The 15,456-nt window shown below is 43.2% G+C and carries 14 protein-coding genes; 6 read left to right on the top strand and 8 right to left on the bottom strand.

What is annotated here, in order from left to right; all coding sequences use genetic code 11:
* Positions 1–80: 80 nt before the first annotated feature.
* Positions 81–1,805 carry a glycosyl hydrolase family 18 protein gene (locus Q8W40_RS20140; protein WP_305399731.1) on the bottom strand — a complete coding sequence of 575 codons (1,725 nt, stop codon included), beginning with the start codon at positions 1,803–1,805 and terminating at the stop codon, positions 81–83.
* Positions 1,806–2,610: 805 nt separating this feature from the next.
* Entirely contained in the window at positions 2,611–3,183 is a 573-nt protein-coding gene (locus Q8W40_RS20135) for a sugar O-acetyltransferase (RefSeq protein WP_305399730.1), read from the bottom strand.
* Positions 3,184–4,014: 831 nt separating this feature from the next.
* Here Q8W40_RS20135 and Q8W40_RS20130 point away from each other — a divergent pair.
* The 3 genes from Q8W40_RS20130 (at position 4,015) to Q8W40_RS20120 (ending at position 6,987) form a co-directional block, all read left to right on the top strand.
* Positions 4,015–5,100, top strand: coding sequence for an acyltransferase family protein (locus tag Q8W40_RS20130; RefSeq protein WP_305399729.1), 1,086 nt, complete (start codon positions 4,015–4,017; stop codon positions 5,098–5,100).
* A gap of 854 nt (positions 5,101–5,954) precedes the next feature.
* A complete protein-coding gene (locus Q8W40_RS20125; protein ID WP_305399727.1) occupies positions 5,955–6,188 on the top strand; it encodes a hypothetical protein in 234 nt (77 codons plus the stop codon).
* 34 nt (positions 6,189–6,222) lie between these two features.
* Entirely contained in the window at positions 6,223–6,987 is a 765-nt protein-coding gene (locus Q8W40_RS20120; protein WP_305399726.1) for a hypothetical protein, read from the top strand.
* A 157-nt stretch (positions 6,988–7,144) separates the two neighbouring features.
* Here the strand turns inward: Q8W40_RS20120 and Q8W40_RS20115 are convergent, their stop codons facing one another.
* Both Q8W40_RS20115 and Q8W40_RS20110 read right to left on the bottom strand, forming a co-directional pair.
* On the bottom strand, positions 7,145–8,476 hold the full coding sequence (locus Q8W40_RS20115; protein ID WP_305399724.1) for an MFS transporter: 1,332 nt from the start codon (positions 8,474–8,476) through the stop codon (positions 7,145–7,147).
* A gap of 295 nt (positions 8,477–8,771) precedes the next feature.
* The gene (locus tag Q8W40_RS20110; RefSeq protein ID WP_237322409.1) at positions 8,772–9,194 is read right to left on the bottom strand and encodes a YHS domain-containing (seleno)protein; all 423 of its coding nucleotides are present in this window, start codon (positions 9,192–9,194) and stop codon (positions 8,772–8,774) included.
* Positions 9,195–9,396: 202 nt separating this feature from the next.
* Here Q8W40_RS20110 and Q8W40_RS20105 point away from each other — a divergent pair, with 202 nt between their 5' ends.
* Together Q8W40_RS20105 and rbsK are read left to right on the top strand one after the other, a co-directional pair.
* Positions 9,397–10,239, top strand: coding sequence for an AraC family transcriptional regulator (locus Q8W40_RS20105; RefSeq protein WP_305399722.1), 843 nt, complete (start codon positions 9,397–9,399; stop codon positions 10,237–10,239).
* The gene (rbsK, locus tag Q8W40_RS20100; protein WP_305399721.1) at positions 10,236–11,159 is read left to right on the top strand and encodes a ribokinase; all 924 of its coding nucleotides are present in this window, start codon (positions 10,236–10,238) and stop codon (positions 11,157–11,159) included. The genes Q8W40_RS20105 and rbsK overlap by 4 nt, the downstream gene beginning before the upstream one ends.
* Positions 11,160–11,188: 29 nt before the next feature.
* On the opposite strand, the gene Q8W40_RS20095 is transcribed toward rbsK, so the two are convergent.
* From Q8W40_RS20095 to Q8W40_RS20080, 4 genes are all read right to left on the bottom strand, one after another.
* Positions 11,189–11,947 (bottom strand): DeoR/GlpR family transcriptional regulator, encoded by a 759-nt coding sequence (locus Q8W40_RS20095; RefSeq protein ID WP_101111686.1) that lies wholly within the window; start codon positions 11,945–11,947, stop codon positions 11,189–11,191.
* 81 nt (positions 11,948–12,028) lie between these two features.
* On the bottom strand, positions 12,029–12,448 hold the full coding sequence (locus Q8W40_RS20090; RefSeq protein WP_305399719.1) for a GNAT family N-acetyltransferase: 420 nt from the start codon (positions 12,446–12,448) through the stop codon (positions 12,029–12,031).
* 212 nt (positions 12,449–12,660) lie between these two features.
* Positions 12,661–13,323, bottom strand: a complete 663-nt coding sequence (locus Q8W40_RS20085) for an HAD family hydrolase (protein ID WP_305399717.1) — start codon at positions 13,321–13,323, stop codon at positions 12,661–12,663.
* A gap of 276 nt (positions 13,324–13,599) precedes the next feature.
* The gene (locus Q8W40_RS20080) at positions 13,600–15,069 is read right to left on the bottom strand and encodes an extracellular solute-binding protein (RefSeq protein WP_305399716.1); all 1,470 of its coding nucleotides are present in this window, start codon (positions 15,067–15,069) and stop codon (positions 13,600–13,602) included.
* Between the two features lie 89 nt (positions 15,070–15,158).
* Here Q8W40_RS20080 and Q8W40_RS20075 point away from each other — a divergent pair, with 89 nt between their 5' ends.
* Complete coding sequence (locus Q8W40_RS20075) at positions 15,159–15,407, top strand: hypothetical protein (protein WP_305399715.1); 249 nt, start codon at positions 15,159–15,161, stop codon at positions 15,405–15,407.
* Positions 15,408–15,456 lie beyond the last annotated feature (49 nt).

The raw sequence follows: 15,456 nt of genomic DNA, 5'->3' as shown, positions 1-15,456 counted from the left end.
AGCGAGATTTTTGATAAGGAAAACCCCTGTTCTGAACTAGCCAGAGCAGGGGCGAATGAGAGAGTGTTAAAAATCAGGTCTTAGTTTGCTGGTTCCCAGTTACCCCACTTATCTTTTTGATATGACGCTTTCGGGTTTTCACCACCTTGAGTCCAGTATCGCGCTCTCCATTTTTCATTTTCGAACGTTACGATATCGCCAGTTTGGTAAATTTTTGTCGTGTCCCATAAGTCAGCAGGCGGCTCTGTTGGTTTTGTTGGTGGCTCAGTTGGCTTTGTAGGCGGTTCAATCGGACCGATGGAACCATCTTTAACGCCAGTTAATATTTTACAGTCTTCATCAGACAGTTTATTGCCGTTTACATCAATAAGCCCACACGTATTCACTACGTTAGCCATGTCCAATTTAGTTTGAGTAACTTTGTAGCCTAGGCCTTCACGTGCCGCATTGATGTGGTAACCAGGATCGTGATCGACCATCCAGTTAAAGATACCACCCAGATTACGTTTTTTCGCGTACGCAGCTTTCGCGTAAACAGTTCGAGGCGTATCGATACTGACGTACTGTTTTGTGCTCTTGTTGAACAGGAAGTCTGCATTTGCGTCTATGTCGGTATAAATCTCATAGCCTTGCATGCCAGCGGCACCTGTGCTCTTAAAGCTCACCAGTTTATTCGCGTAATCAAAAAGCTCTGAAGAGCCAGTATCATAAGATTTGTTTGTTGAATTACCCGGTGTAAACGAACCAACTAGAGGAGAAACGCTTTGAAGGTTCACTTGGCCTGCGTTACGGCTGTAGTTTGCGTAACCAATCTGAATCGCTGTTGATGGAATGCCAAGCACGTCAATCATGTAGTCGATTGATTTTTCAGCGGAGTGGAAAGTTTCGTCAGTTTTTAACAACTCGCCCGACAAGTTTGTGTGATGTGCAAGCTTATCTTGCCATTCACCCATGAAGTCGTATGTCATTAAGTGGACGTAATCCAAACCGTTGTCTATCAAAGCTTTGATGTTTGATGCGTCTAGTTTTGTCGCAGGAGCGCCCGCAGCGATAGCAATTTTCTTGTTTTGCATGCCAGCAGCATCTAGAGCAGTACGAAGCTCTTTGATAAGAAGTGCGTAGTTTTTACCATCGTCTGGTGACCATGAGTTTTCGCTCGCACCCGCACCACCTGGGTATTCCCAGTCAATATCGAGCTGATCAAACATAGGGTACAAGGTGAACCACTTAACAGCACTGTCGATAAACACTTTACGAGATTCAAACGTACTTGCCATACGAGAGAATGGTTCAGACAGAGACCACCCACCCACGCTGAAAGCAAGCTCTAAGCCCGGGTCGCGCTTCTTCATTTCACGTAAAACCGCAACTAGACCGCCCGCGTACTTCTGACCGGACTCAAAGGTAGCAGGACCGTTGAGGTCGTTGTGCCAATTACCGCTACCAGCACCAAGATCTTTCTGAAGATCTGCGTATAGGTCGGTAAAGACAATCGTGAAGTCTGGGTATCCACCATCGGCACAGATTTTCTTCGCGGATTTAACCGCAGAAGTAATCGTTGGGTCCCCTATTTCTGTCCCACAAAGCGCCATGAAAGAATAAACTAACTTGTCGTATTTCCCTTCAATGTCATTGATATTAAAACTGCGCTCATACCCTCCCCAGTTAGAAACATATCCCGCTACTGGTAGTAGTGATGCATTGTCTTCGTAAGTATTAAATACTTGCTCAGCTTGGGTCCATTTTGGAGCACTGTGTGCTGTGGCACTGCACGCCGCTAATATAGCTAAACTAACTATTTTCATAGATGGTTTCATTTAATCTACCTTCAATAATATTCAAGTTATTAATGTTTTTGTTTTACCAACATTATGTTTGTTGTTGCTGATAATTACGTTATGTTTTTTACAAAATATGGTCTATATGCAAATGAGCGCATAAATATCTTTTTAAGAATATTATTTGTAATGTGTGAGAAATTTAATTATTTAAAATCAATGGGTTATTTTTTAATGTCAATTTATTGTTATTATAATGTTCCGTTATTAATGTTTATTTTGTGATTTTTATTCGAGTTATTTTTTGTTGAAAAAATACTGTCTCAATAAAGAGAATGGCTTGTTTTTTAAATATTTAAAAGAATAAAAATTCAACGAGAATGAAGGTTTTTAATGAAGATATCGATATTTTTGATAGTAAATCATCGATTTTAATTAATTTGTTGAATATTAATTTAAGGAAAAAACACCTTTTTGGTTAAATGTTATTCCGTGTTCAGTACTGTTATTATTTGGAGTGTAATACTGTATTTTTTTGCATCCGATAATATTATTTTCGATCGTGATTCAGAATATTAGAGAGCGCTATAAATACGCATTTCATGTCGATATGAGATACCAAACGGTTAAAGCCATTGTTCTCTCAAATAGAATGCTATATTGCGGGGGTGCGGTACACGTTGTCGAGGTAGGGTAGTAGTTGAAAGCAGTTGGTGGCTGAGTATTTGAAATGCGAGATACAGCATTGCGATAGGCTGTTCTCGTGTATTCGGCGGTGTAGCTTTGAGGAGCATCGCTAGAATGTTAGAAAATCCTCCTCTTCTAACGTCTATTAACAGCTTATATCTTCACCATTTTCATGAATTTTTCTGATTAACTTAGCAGGTGTTCCACCATACAGTGAATCTGGCGGTACATCGCTATTCACGACTGAATTGGCTGCGATTACAGATCGCGCACCTATTGTCACACCTTGGTTGATCACAACATTACCGCCAATCCATACGTCGTCTTCAATGTTTATGGGAGCACAGGAGGTTTCCCAGTTATGACGCGCAAGGTAATTCAGGTCATGGCTAGCACAGTAAAGCTGCGTATTCGGACCAATCAATACATTATTACCAATGGTAATTTTCGCGCCGTCCAGCATGGTCACATTCATATTAATGAAGGTCTTTTCGCCAATCGAGATTGTTTTACCGAATTCACAATAGAAAGGAGAGCGGATTAAACTCGAATCTGGGATACCGCCTATTAGTTGTTGAAACAACTCACTGCGCTGAACGCCATCCGTATTCTGGTTAATGGCTTGCACCAATTCAGACGCATTCTGGCGAATACGTTCGATACTGTCTGAGCTACCGTCAAAGTCTTTGCCTGCGAGCATCTTTTCAAATTCAGTCATCTTGCCCTCTACTTGTTACCTATCGGTTTACAAGGTAATAGTGTATACCCAAGTGACCTCAAGGTGCAGGATTCAGAGCCTCATATTCTGTTTCAATTCAAGGAAAAGAACGCAGCGGAATGACGAGTCCTTTCCAAGTTCTTAGACGATGAAGTGGGGCAGAATATGGGCTCCCAAGGGCGAGTTTAACTGGCTTTCATACTGCGTTATCGATTCTTGATTTAGAATAACTAGATCTTCAAATCGATGCCTTGCCTGAAAGCCAGTTAACTCTCGCTGAACCTAGCATCTTGAGGTTACTTGGGTATATCACTGGCAGTGCTATCTATTCATCGGGTTGTTTGAGGCAGTTAACTTCGCGCAGTTCCTCGGTAAGAGGCAACCTTCACGCGTCTGAATTCCATTTTTAAACTATCCACATTTTCTAAATATTCGAATGCTAGTTTATTCAATTATTACGACGAATATTTTTAACATTTTAATATCAAAATATATCGATGTGTTATTTTTTAATTTAAGTTTTATTAAGGATTATTTAGTTTCAATTTATTATCAATAAATATTGAGTGAGATACCTTATAAAAATACTTTTTTTTATGAGTGTGAGCACATAATGAATAACGACTGAGATATAGAATACAAAAAGCCATGTAAGATGGTGGTTCGTGTTTTAAATAATAAAAATTAATTATAACAGTATGTTAAGTGGTGTTAGTGTGCTGCTTGATATTACTTTTCCTATCTGAGGTTTGCCCCCTAGCTATAAGCGATGAGCGAGTAGTATTACGCTGGAATTGAAAGATTTTTATTTGACTTTATGGACAATTAAATATGAAGACAAGATTTTACGAAATAGATTTGCTCAGGTTTTTGTCAGCCATTTTTGTTGTGATTTTTCACTATACCTATTCTGCGCATATGGCGGGTCATGCCCCTGTTATTGATCTAGAAAATACTCGTATTTGGAGCCGTTATGCCTATATGGGCATCAATTTCTTTTTTGTGATTAGTGGCTTTGTTATTTTTATGAGCGTAGAAGGGGGCAGTGCTCGAAAGTTTGTGGCATCCCGTTTTTCTCGCCTTTTTCCTGCCTACTGGGTCGCATTAATTCTGACCAGTATTGTTACTGTGTATTTTGGTGCTCCCAAATTCACGGTCGACGGTGCACAGTTCCTTGCCAATTTAACTATGGTGAATTACTGGTTCGGGCATATGCCTGTCGATGGGGCATATTGGACTCTGTTTCTTGAAGTGAAATTTTACTTACTCGTCTTTGGTATGCTGCTTTTTAGAATGATGAAGTATTTCCTGCATGTGATTGCCTTAGTGCTCATTGTATCAACCGCCACACTGTTCCACCCTTGGGCTAAAGAAATGAACATGTGGGTGTCTATATTTCCTCATTGGAGCGGGTATTTTGCCGCTGGAGGCGTCTTTTACTACATTCGCCGTGATGGTGCGTCTGCCTTTAAAATGTTACTTCTGGCACTGTCGTTCGTTTATATGGTTAAGCAATCGACATTGTTTGGTGAGTTAATGTCTGGCTGGTTCTCTATCACTTTCAACACCACGGTCATTGCCATTCTCAACATCGCCTTCTTTTTGTTGTTCTGCGTTACCGCCTTCTGTAAAGAAAACATACTCAGACAAAAGTGGCTGTACTACCTAGGCGTGCTGACTTACCCGATTTACCTAGTACACCAAAACATCGGCTACATCATCTTCAATCATTTTGGTGATTCGGTTGATCCTGTTGTTTTAGTCACTTCGACCATTGCCCTCATGTTGGTGGCAGCCTATGTCATTCATACACAAGTAGAACGTAGACTGGCTCCGGTATTTAAAATGGCAATGCTAAAAATTTTACGCATTCCAGATGAAGGTAAAAGTAGAAAAGTAGCCGAGACAGTGCAGTAAGGGGGCTAGGCTGGTTTTCAACTGTGAGAGGGCATTTGGTAGTAAGTCACTAGTTAGCGGCTTACTATCTGCGATGCCTAAATAGGGCAATCAGAGGCTGCCTTCTGTGTTTGTGTTGATGAAGGATTAGGAGACAGGGTTTTGGAGTACGTGGTTTAGATTTGGTAACTTGTTTTTGCCCCAAAGTGAGTCAGATAGGGATTGAAGTCAGTTTCAAACCCAGCAACTTGCCTTACTTTTCCTCATGCCTAAATCTCTAATTATGTCGCCAAAACTTCTAACCCACTACAGACTGACCTTCAATCACAGTTACGTACGAATATGCTATTCAAGTATTTCTAAGCGATTGAATATTATAGAACAAAATGGAAGTTCTTGATTGATAACGTGCCTCGAATAGGAAGCACTGTATGTTTGCACGGTTTTCAACTAGAAAATCAGAACAATATCATACTACATGCATATTATTGTTGGTTAGGTACAATACTTGAGATATTCTGAATGTATGAACTCGTGCTGGCACGATATTAAAATGTTATGGGTTAAAGCAGCCTACAAAGTAAACTTAGGGCATTACACAATGTGGATTTGAATCCTAGCATATTTTTCAATCTAAACGAGCTTAACCATTTACTTAGAGAGGAGGTTGCTATGGTTAAACAGGTGCTTAACAAAGTCGGTGTCACAACCGCCCTAGTCACGTAGGGTGGCTATCGTTTTTTTCTTCGTTCCTAACCGAAGAATTAACATGGGTAGTATGTCTAAAAACGATTGCTAGGCTTCTGCCCTAAGTTTATTTGGCGCTTTAAGTGTATGGATTAATTAAATAAATTAGAACCCTAAAGATGTGCAGGATGAAAACTAGAATAAGACTGAATAATGGTGAAGTGTTAAAACGAATTTCATCCCGAACGAAAGGGTTTATGGGAGAAACGGATATTACTGACTACCAGATTATAGGCAGCGAAGGCAATGTTGTTGGTAGTGTTGTTTATACCGATCATACGGCAGTCCGAGGGTTAACTCGAACTCAAACTATCGAGCAAAGAGACCAAGCTGGTAATACAGTAGTTTCAGAGTCTTGGTAGTCCCAACACATAACTATCTATCTAAGGAATTTTCATGAAAACAAAATTATTTATAACGCTAACGTTGGTAACGTTACTTTCTGGGTGTCCTTTAGAAGGTGATAACGGAAATACTGGAGCTACAGGGCAACAAGGTGTAAAAGGAGTTGCTGGCATTAATTGCTGGGATCTAGATGGTGATCGAGTTGACGATACCGATGAAGACATCAATAAAGATGGTGTGTGGGATGCATATGATTGCGCTACCGCATCTAGTTCTGCGCAAAACCAGACTGTAGAACTGAATCATCAGCATGTGTGCGTGGCTTTAGCAAACTTAGGTCAATATCCAGAAGGCTGCCCGTCAGCTATTCATACAGTCCCCACTGGTACATTAACTGATATGACAATTAATACCTTTTTTGATGATGGAACAGGTAATAGACTTCAAAGTTGCAGTGGAAGCCCGAGCAAACTGAGCATAAGCCTTCGAGATTTCGTAAACTCAGATGGTAATACCGTTAAGCAAGGTTGGTTTGAGGTAGAGGGTGGCTACATCGTTAGTGATGGTGTTATGACAAGAAATGCTGCAATTCTCGATAAGCAATGCTTTAAGGACTGTGAGGCTGATTCAAACTGCATCGCTTCTGAAGGTGTTTATAAAACATCAGAATCCGTATCCTGCCGTTTATTTTACCATTCAGATACCGCCGGAAAATATGAGCGAGCTTGCGGTATTGATGTCCCCGGCCTTACCGCAAAAGAGCAATGTCTGTTAACTCTAGGTGGCAACACTCTCTGGGCTGCTAGGTGTCCATAATAACGAACAATTCAACAATGATGTGCACCATTAATACTGGACAGGGAGCTTAGTGACTTTCCATACTTATGCTAATTCGTGATTTGCTAATACTTGGTTCTCCGAAACTCATTTCTGTCCAAAAACGCGCTAGAAAGATTAATCACTTTCCCAGACCTCAAAAAATCCCAACCCTCCTACTCTTAAAGTAAAACCACCCACTAATCACAACAAACCAGAAAGCGAAGTAGTAGCAGAATGAAGAGAGGGACGCTAAGAAATCTAGGTGTTGTTCAATCTCTTGCTCTGTGTAGCTCTGGGATACGAGTTTGTAATAGTAGGCGTAAAGAATACCTATCGATCCATACCCTAGATTGAACATCAATCCCTTAAAACTCAGAACCGTGGCTCGGTTGTGTGATTCGGTCTTTTTATTAAGGTGGTAGCTAATGAAAATGTTCATCGTCATGTTGATGAAAATCAGCACCAGAACGGGGATGACTCCGTAAATCGACCACCCGAGGCTGATCAAATAATAAGTTATGGCAGTGGCGATACCCATCACCAATAGAAAGGTTCTCGGCGCTATGCTTTCTGCTAAACGTCGGCTTTGCCCTGCCAGCAGAATTTGCAGCAAACTTATCCCTGCGCCGATAAATCCGAAATAGATAATCGGGATATCGATGGCGCGATAATATTGACTGTTCATGGTTAAAAACATGCGTGAGATATGCTCGAACAAGCTGTAATAGAGCAATATAAACAGCACGTAAGGGGTGGCAATGACCCATTTACCGGTATCTATTGTCAATTTAAGGCTTGCGGCTGTCGTTGCCCATTTACTGCTGTGAGATGGTAATGCGTTGTTGTCTTCTTCCATGTTTATCGCGGCATAAATGGCGATGATCGCGACAAATAAAGTAGCAAATACGGGAATACGCATGATGTCTTGGGTATTCTCTGGCGCGGTGAATCCAAGAGATTGGTAAACGGTCGCCATAAAATTCACGTCGTACATGGCAGCGCCCAGCAAGGTGACAAAAATACCCACACCAGATGAGATACGAAGCTGGATTTGTAACACCTGCGGCCACACTTCTTCTTTGCCTTGCGCTTTTAAGGTGTCGTAAGCCAGAGCTTCATCCGCACCACTCGCCAAAGACATGGCTAAACCACTCAATACTCGGTTGATCATAAACACAACAAAGACCAACGTGGGGTTGCCCGTCGGCACAAGGGCGATCATGGCAATTTCAACGAACATCACCACAGAAGACAAGACGACGAGTTTTTTGCGCCCTAAAGTATCGGCAAACGCACCTGATGGGACCTCAGAAATAACAATGGTCGCTGCCCAAATCACGTTCAGTATCGCGAATTGAGAGAGCGTTAAGCCGTAATCTAAATAGAGTAGGGTGAATACTGGGTAGTAAAAGCGTGCAAAGTAGCTGATTCGAAACACTAAGAAGTAGCGTACGTTACGGATATCTAAGATTTCTTTGAGTGTCATGAGGTTTTCTGCACGTTGAGCAACATTACATTAGGTATACACCCAAGTAAGCTCTAGATGCTAGGTTGCACTATTGAAATGATGGGGTTGTTGCAAAAATCTATCCATTTCTTGTTCAACACATCTTTTTAACCATGAGATAAAAAAGCATGTTTGTGGTGCTATTTCTTGTAGTTTCAAAGAAAAAAGCCTCATAAGAGGCTTTTGATTGGGCGCTAACCCAAGACAGGGAATAAAAAGATCCCTTGCAAAGAATTGGATAGAGGGAGAGAACTCAATGCAAGGGAGGGGAAACTTATAACTTATCAGCGCTTACGGTTTTGATTTCAGGCCAGTTTCCATTCGCGGTTTTAACAAACCCGGTCACATCTTCTAACCAGCGTTGCTGTACTGATTTATCTAGGTTTAGGTAAAGCTTGCCTTCATCTACTTTCCACGCGAGTGGGTCGGTATCAAACTTCTTACCCATTGCAACACCAAATGCACAGTAACCACCGTATTGTGGTGCGTATGCCGCTGGATCTGCTCGGAACGTATCGCGGTTTTCAGCAGAAGCAAAATGGTAAATCGCATTTTTGTAAGTTGCTGAAAATTCTGGATTACCGACAGTCGGCTCACTTGCCGTAAAGTACGCTACTGGGTCGTACCCCTTAATCGCTAGGTCATTGGCATCAGCGCTTACGTCGATATCGGCAGCCATCACAGAGAAAGGAAGCATTGCAATACCGCCTAAACTAATAAGACGCTTAAGAGATTTATTTGAAACAGACATAGGAAAACTCCTTTTTATTATCTTCTTAATGTCAGGTTTCCGTAATTTCTGCGGCTTGCCCTGACCGTGTGTGAAGTAATTTAAGGCAGATGTCCGGTCTATTTGGGTACAGAAATGCGTAAAAGTGTGCCAATAGTCCGAGGTTTTCATGGATGCTTTATCTAAACTGATACAACAACTCTCAATGCGGTCTGAAGTTTTCTACACGGGGCAGCTCTGCGGTACCTCGTCATTTGGGGATGATGAAAAGAATCAAGGGCACCTTCACATTGTGCGTGAGGGAAAATTGATACTGCGAGATCATAAAGGGAAGGAAATGAAGGTCGATGAGCCTTCTATTGTGTATTTTCCGCAAACGGTACCTCATGTTATTGAAGGGCTATCGGATGGGGCTCAGTTGGTGTGTTCTACAATTGAATACAGTGAAGGGAAGTGGGAGCTGCTTTTTTCCGCACTTCCAGACAAAATTGTGATTCCGTTCAGAACATTGCCTGCGTTGTCGCCGATAATGGAAGGATTGTTTCTGGAAGCGGAAAGTGCAGAGCTTGGGCAGCAGGTGATTCTCGACAAGTTGAGTGATGTCATGATGATCATGCTTTTTCGCCACATAGTAGATAGCAATTTAGTGAAACAAGGTGTACTGGCTGGGCTGTCGCACCCTAGATTATCGGAAGTACTGAATATGATTCACCAACTTCCTTATAAAGCTTTCACCATGGAAGACATGGCAGAGAAAGGGGCGATGTCTAGAACGGTATTCATCGATACCTTTAAAAAAGTGGTAGGAATGACCCCCGGCAATTACGTCGCACATTGGCGTATTGGGGCTGCGCAATCGCTCATTTTACAAGGAAAGCCGATGCATTGGGTGCTGGATCACGTGGGGTACGAGAGTTACTCCGGATTCAGTAAGGTGTTTCGGAAAATTACAGGCGTGTCTCCACGCCAATGGATGGCATTAAAAAAAGAGGCTGACGAAAGAGAGTTATGAACGGAATTGTCGTGTTAGGGAGCATCAACGCTGATCACGTGTTACAAGTTCCTACGTTTCCACGCCCCGGTGAAACCTTAAAAGGTCGAAATTATCGGGTAATTGCTGGTGGAAAAGGGGCGAATCAAGCGGTGGCGTCTACACGGCTGGGTGCAGAGACTCACTTTATTGGGTGCGTTGGGGACGACCCCTTTGGGTTAGGCATTCGAAAGCAGTATCAGTCGGATGGGATTGATGTCTCTGGGATCAAGGTAGAGCCCGATAGTGCAACGGGTATTGCGATGGTTCAAGTGGCAGAAAGTGGGGAAAACAACATTTGCATTTCAGCCGAGGCAAATGATCACCTCACGGCGAAAGTGGTGTCGGGTTTTGCGGATATTATAGAACAGGGCGACTATTTATTGGTTCAGCTGGAAACCCCCATTTCAGGAGTTGAGAAGGCGATAGATATTGCGTACAGCGCTAACAAAAAAGTTGTGCTTAACCCTGCGCCAGCCTGTGTACTCCCAGATAGCCTACTTTCGAAAGTTGACATACTCACCCCTAATGAGACGGAAGCGCAGATTCTAACGGGAATCGAAGTGACGGACCATTTATCTGCATCGAAAGCGGCACAATACCTTCATCAGAAAGGCGTGCTTATGGTACTCATTACTCTGGGTTCAAAAGGGGTATGGGTCAGTCAGGATGGGATCGGCTATTTGATTCCTGCTTTTACAGTCGAAGCCGTGGACACGACAGCCGCTGGCGATACGTTTAATGGGGCGTTAATTGCGGGGCTGACTAAAGGACAATCTCTTGAAGAGGCGGTGGTGTTTGCACACGCTGCTGCCGCCATTTCAGTGACACGCTTTGGCGCGCAAACGTCCATTCCATTTATTGCTGAAGTGGAAGCCTTCCTAAAGAATCAGGGAAAATAAGTGAGGGCTAAGGTTTCCCCTCAAGGTGGTCAGCACACTACCAATTCAACGTCGTGTTGCTTGATAACATCAACTAAGTTCGATGCTGGCACTTCATCAGTAAAAAGCGAATCTACCTGAGAAATATGACCAAGGTTCACCATCGCACCACGGTTGAATTTACTGCTGTCGGCAGCCAGTAGTGTTTGGCGTGAGCTGGCAATGATGGCTTGCGCAATCTTCACTTCAGAATAATCAAAATCGAGCATACTGCCATCGGAATCAATGCCCGAGATGCCTATTATGCCGAAATCCATTCGAAACTGTTCGATAAACTCTCGTGTGGCTTCCCCGATAATACCGCCGTCTTTATTGCGGATCTGACCGCCCGCGATGATGACGGTAAAATCCTCTTTCGGCATCAAAATACTGGCAACATTGATGTTATTGGTGACAACCTTAAGGTCTTTATGGTTAAGCAACGCGGTCGCTACGGCTTCTGTCGTTGTCCCAATATCAATAAACATGGATGCGCCATTAGGAATTTTTTTGACCAGCTCGGTCGCGATTCGGGCTTTTTCTTCCTGATGGCTGATTTTTCGGGTGGAATAGGCTTCATTTTCCGTACTAGAGTAGAGGGATGCTCCACCATGATGGCGGCTGATAAGCCCTTGCTGAGCGAGTTCATTTAGGTCGCGTCGAATCGTTTGGGGGCTGACGTTAAACGTATCAACAAAAGCTTCAGTGGAAAGGAATCCTTGCTCGTCCAGTAAAGCGAGTATTTCATGATGACGTTGCGTTTGTTTCACGGTTAACTCCAGATGTTCATAGAGGTTACTTCAGGTGATCTCCTCAGGATACTAGGGGAGATCACCTTGGGTTTCCGTCCATCATATCAAAGTCTTCCGATAAAATATTTTATCTGTGCCATCTTGAGGGTAACCCACATAGCGACCCACTTCGTGAAAGCCATGTTTTAGGTAAAAATCTGGTGCTTGAAAATTGTAAGTGTCCAAAAAAACTTTCTTAACTTGCATTTTCCGAGCTTCTTTTTCAGCCGTTTTCAGCAGTTTTGTGCCTACCCCTTTTCGACGATAGGCTTCGTTAACCCAAATTCGATGGATGTGGAGGGAATCATAGAATAAGTGTGCCGCAATACCACCGATGATTTGATGGTGCTGATCCCGAATAAACAGAGCCAGAACCTTCTCATCTAACCCTGGAAAAAAGGGTTCATTAAACTCTTTTAAAGCCTGATAAATCGATTCCAAATCGTGCTTACTAGGATGATAAGTCACTTCAATGATCATGTAGCCTACCTGAATATAAAAACGGTGATCTCAAGGTGAGGTTACTTGGGTATAACGGTATCAACTTGAGTTATTAGGGTTTTTAAAAAGTATATACCAGCTCATAGAAGATGCTGTGTTCGAAACCAAATTTTTTGATGCATATTGAAAGAGTTAAATAAACACTATCGCAATTAGAGTGTACGCTCGACCGAAGATGCAAGGCTTGCCCATTAGCTTTTTGAAAGGGCGTCAATCAGCGAGTGTGCGTTTTTAACAAGGGTGACGTCGCTGGAGAATTTGTGTCGATTCTCCTCTATCGGAACGCCAATGACTTGCATTCCTGCAAGCAGCCCCGCTTCTGCTCCTAATACGCTGTCTTCGATCACCGCAAGCTTACTCGGCTCAACATCAATAAGGTAAGCGGCGCGCAAGTATCCTTCAGGTGAAGGTTTTCCTAGTCTAACGTCGTTTCGGGCAACAACCGTCAAACCCGGTATTTCAAGTTGGAGAGCGGCGAGGCTCGCATTGACTAATATGCGGTCGGAATTTGTGACAATAGCTTGCGGTACACCGAGTGCACTAAGGGTTTTGAAAACGTCACACCCATAAAGTGGGGTCACTTCGTTACTGCGGGCGCAAAAGTATTGGTAATTGGACGCTCGATAATCGTCAAACGATACGGTGAGATCGTACGTTGTTTGAAAGTACTCGAAGGTTTTGCTCCCCTCTGTTCCGAGTACGCTTTGGATGTCGTCGTGTGTTGGGTCTACCCCATACTTGTTAAGTGTATGGCGAATGGCTCGTTCGTGAATTGGTTCGCTATCGGCAATGGTACCGTCCATGTCCCAGAGTACACCATCAAACTTTAGCTGTTCTTTATCTATTTTTAACATGAATATACCTTTCTGAGTCGACCTAATATTTGAAGAATAGAACCTTGGTTGGAATAGGAGCTTCTTTCCCGTTTTAAACGAAAAAGGGTCAAATGAGCCAAGATCTAAATGGATAAGTGTTGTCCAATATATACTCAAATATGTTTCAATTTTAGGGCTCAGCGTCTTAACTTTGCTTATGATCAAATAAAATACAGGCTGGAGATGACTGAATTAGAAGCGCTAATTGACCTTCAATTTTTGTACAGCCTTCAGTACTTTATTTTCAGGGGAAACCTATTCTTTCTCAGGCAAACCCATCGCACTGCGATAGGCTTTAAGCTGAGATTCACGTCCGAAGTCATCCGTTAATTGGTTCCATTGTTTAGCAATGCTGTCCAATGCTTCTTGTTCGGTCACTTTCCCTGCCAAGGCGCGAGAAAGTTCTATTTCAAGAATTTCTGTGTAAGCGAAGAAACCCGGAATACGTAAATCCAGTGCCACATTGGGCGCGTCTAGTGATGCGCGTTGCGCTGCTAGGTAAGATTCCGCCTCGGGTTTGGAGAAAATCGCCAACCAGTTGTCGATGTTGTCATAGTGGCTTAATCGATATGGGTTGACCCCAGTATTCGCTGTGACAATGGCTTTCGATGAATATTCCTGGCTGGTAACGGTTTGAACAAAGCTCCACGCGGCAACCTTGTTTCTGGAAGACTGAGGAACCGCAAGCTGCCAGCCACCAAAGGCTAGGAAAGGTGACGCGACCACTTCATTGTATTCATTCCATTTGCCTTCTTTGGCGTTCCACATGGATTTAGACCCAGGTAACATCGCAGTACGAACATTGCCTACAATGCGCGATTCTTTCGGGTTTGCTCCTAATACGCCGGAGTCTGCCCAGTCGATATTCATCGCGACTTTACCCCCTGCGTATAAAGGTCTTACGTCACCAGAACCATTGTTTAATGCGCCTGGTGGGTTGTAGTCCAAGCCTCGTTTGTAGTCTTTCAGCGCTTTTAACCAGCCTGCGTTGTTAATTTGTGCATTCATGGTGTCGGGGTCAAAGAACATTGAGCCTGGGTTTTTCGGATCGTTGGTGTAACTGGCCGCGTGAGAGAAGAAGTACCAGAATTGTTGCCCGCCGCGTTTATAGGCTTCCGCTGTTCCGTATAACCCTTGATCTGGGCGATGGAAGAATTCGGCAATATCGTAGTACTGATCCCATGTAACAGGAGCTGCCAAAGCATAGCCATACTTCGCTTTGAAGGCCGCTTGCTCTTTCGGGTCATTGAAGAGGTCGGCACGGTAATTTAGCATGTGCATGTCGCCATCCATGGTAGCGGATTTCACCTTGCCATCCCATAACATCAAGCGTTCGCGGTATACGGGGTGAATGTCGTTCCAGTATTCTCCTTCCTGCATGCTTTGAGGCATTTCCGACAAGAAGATATTAAAGTCGGGTAACCACGCAGGGATGTAAGAAATAACATCGATTTCACTTGATCCTGTTTGCATCCCCGTCAAAAACTTAGGGAAAAGTTCTCCAAATGGGAATTCCACAATCTTTACTTTACCGCAAGTCTGAGCTTCCCAAGCAGTGCCAGCAGTGCGAAGCGCCGAAGCAATAAAAGGGCCGTTTTGCGAGCCGACGGTCACGGTGACACCGGAGTAATCGGGCTCGCATGCTGCCAGAGCATTGGTCGACGTCGCGGTTGTGCCTAAACAAAGTGCGACAGCCAGCGCGGAGGTGCGTATTTTCGTTTCCATGTTTAATTCCTTCTAATTTTGCCCTAGCACACAGGCTGGGCATCCATGGGAAGAGTCAAAAGGTCTTAAATTTCGTTAGGACCTAAAGTTTGGTCAACGATTTTGAGTTTGGTCAAAGATCTTTGGTCAAATTGTCACATTGGCACTACTTTATTGATCCAAACAGCAGACCAGAACTCATCAGCTGCCCAAGTAATTTGAAAACCATGATCACTGGTATTCTGATGATTATGTTCCTGTTAGGGGTATTGGATACCTTAAAAACGCACCGAGATCGGATAACGTCAATGAAGGAACGTTTGTCTCGCTTCCGTTCTAACCATTTTGATAATGGCTAATTGAACACGCTGGATCCTCTGCTCTAAACCAGATTGCCTTTTAAAGTAT

This window comes from Vibrio penaeicida (genome assembly GCF_030689305.1).
Classification (GTDB): Bacteria; Pseudomonadota; Gammaproteobacteria; order Enterobacterales; family Vibrionaceae; genus Vibrio; species Vibrio penaeicida_B.
This window is presented reverse-complemented; position numbering and strand designations above follow the sequence as displayed.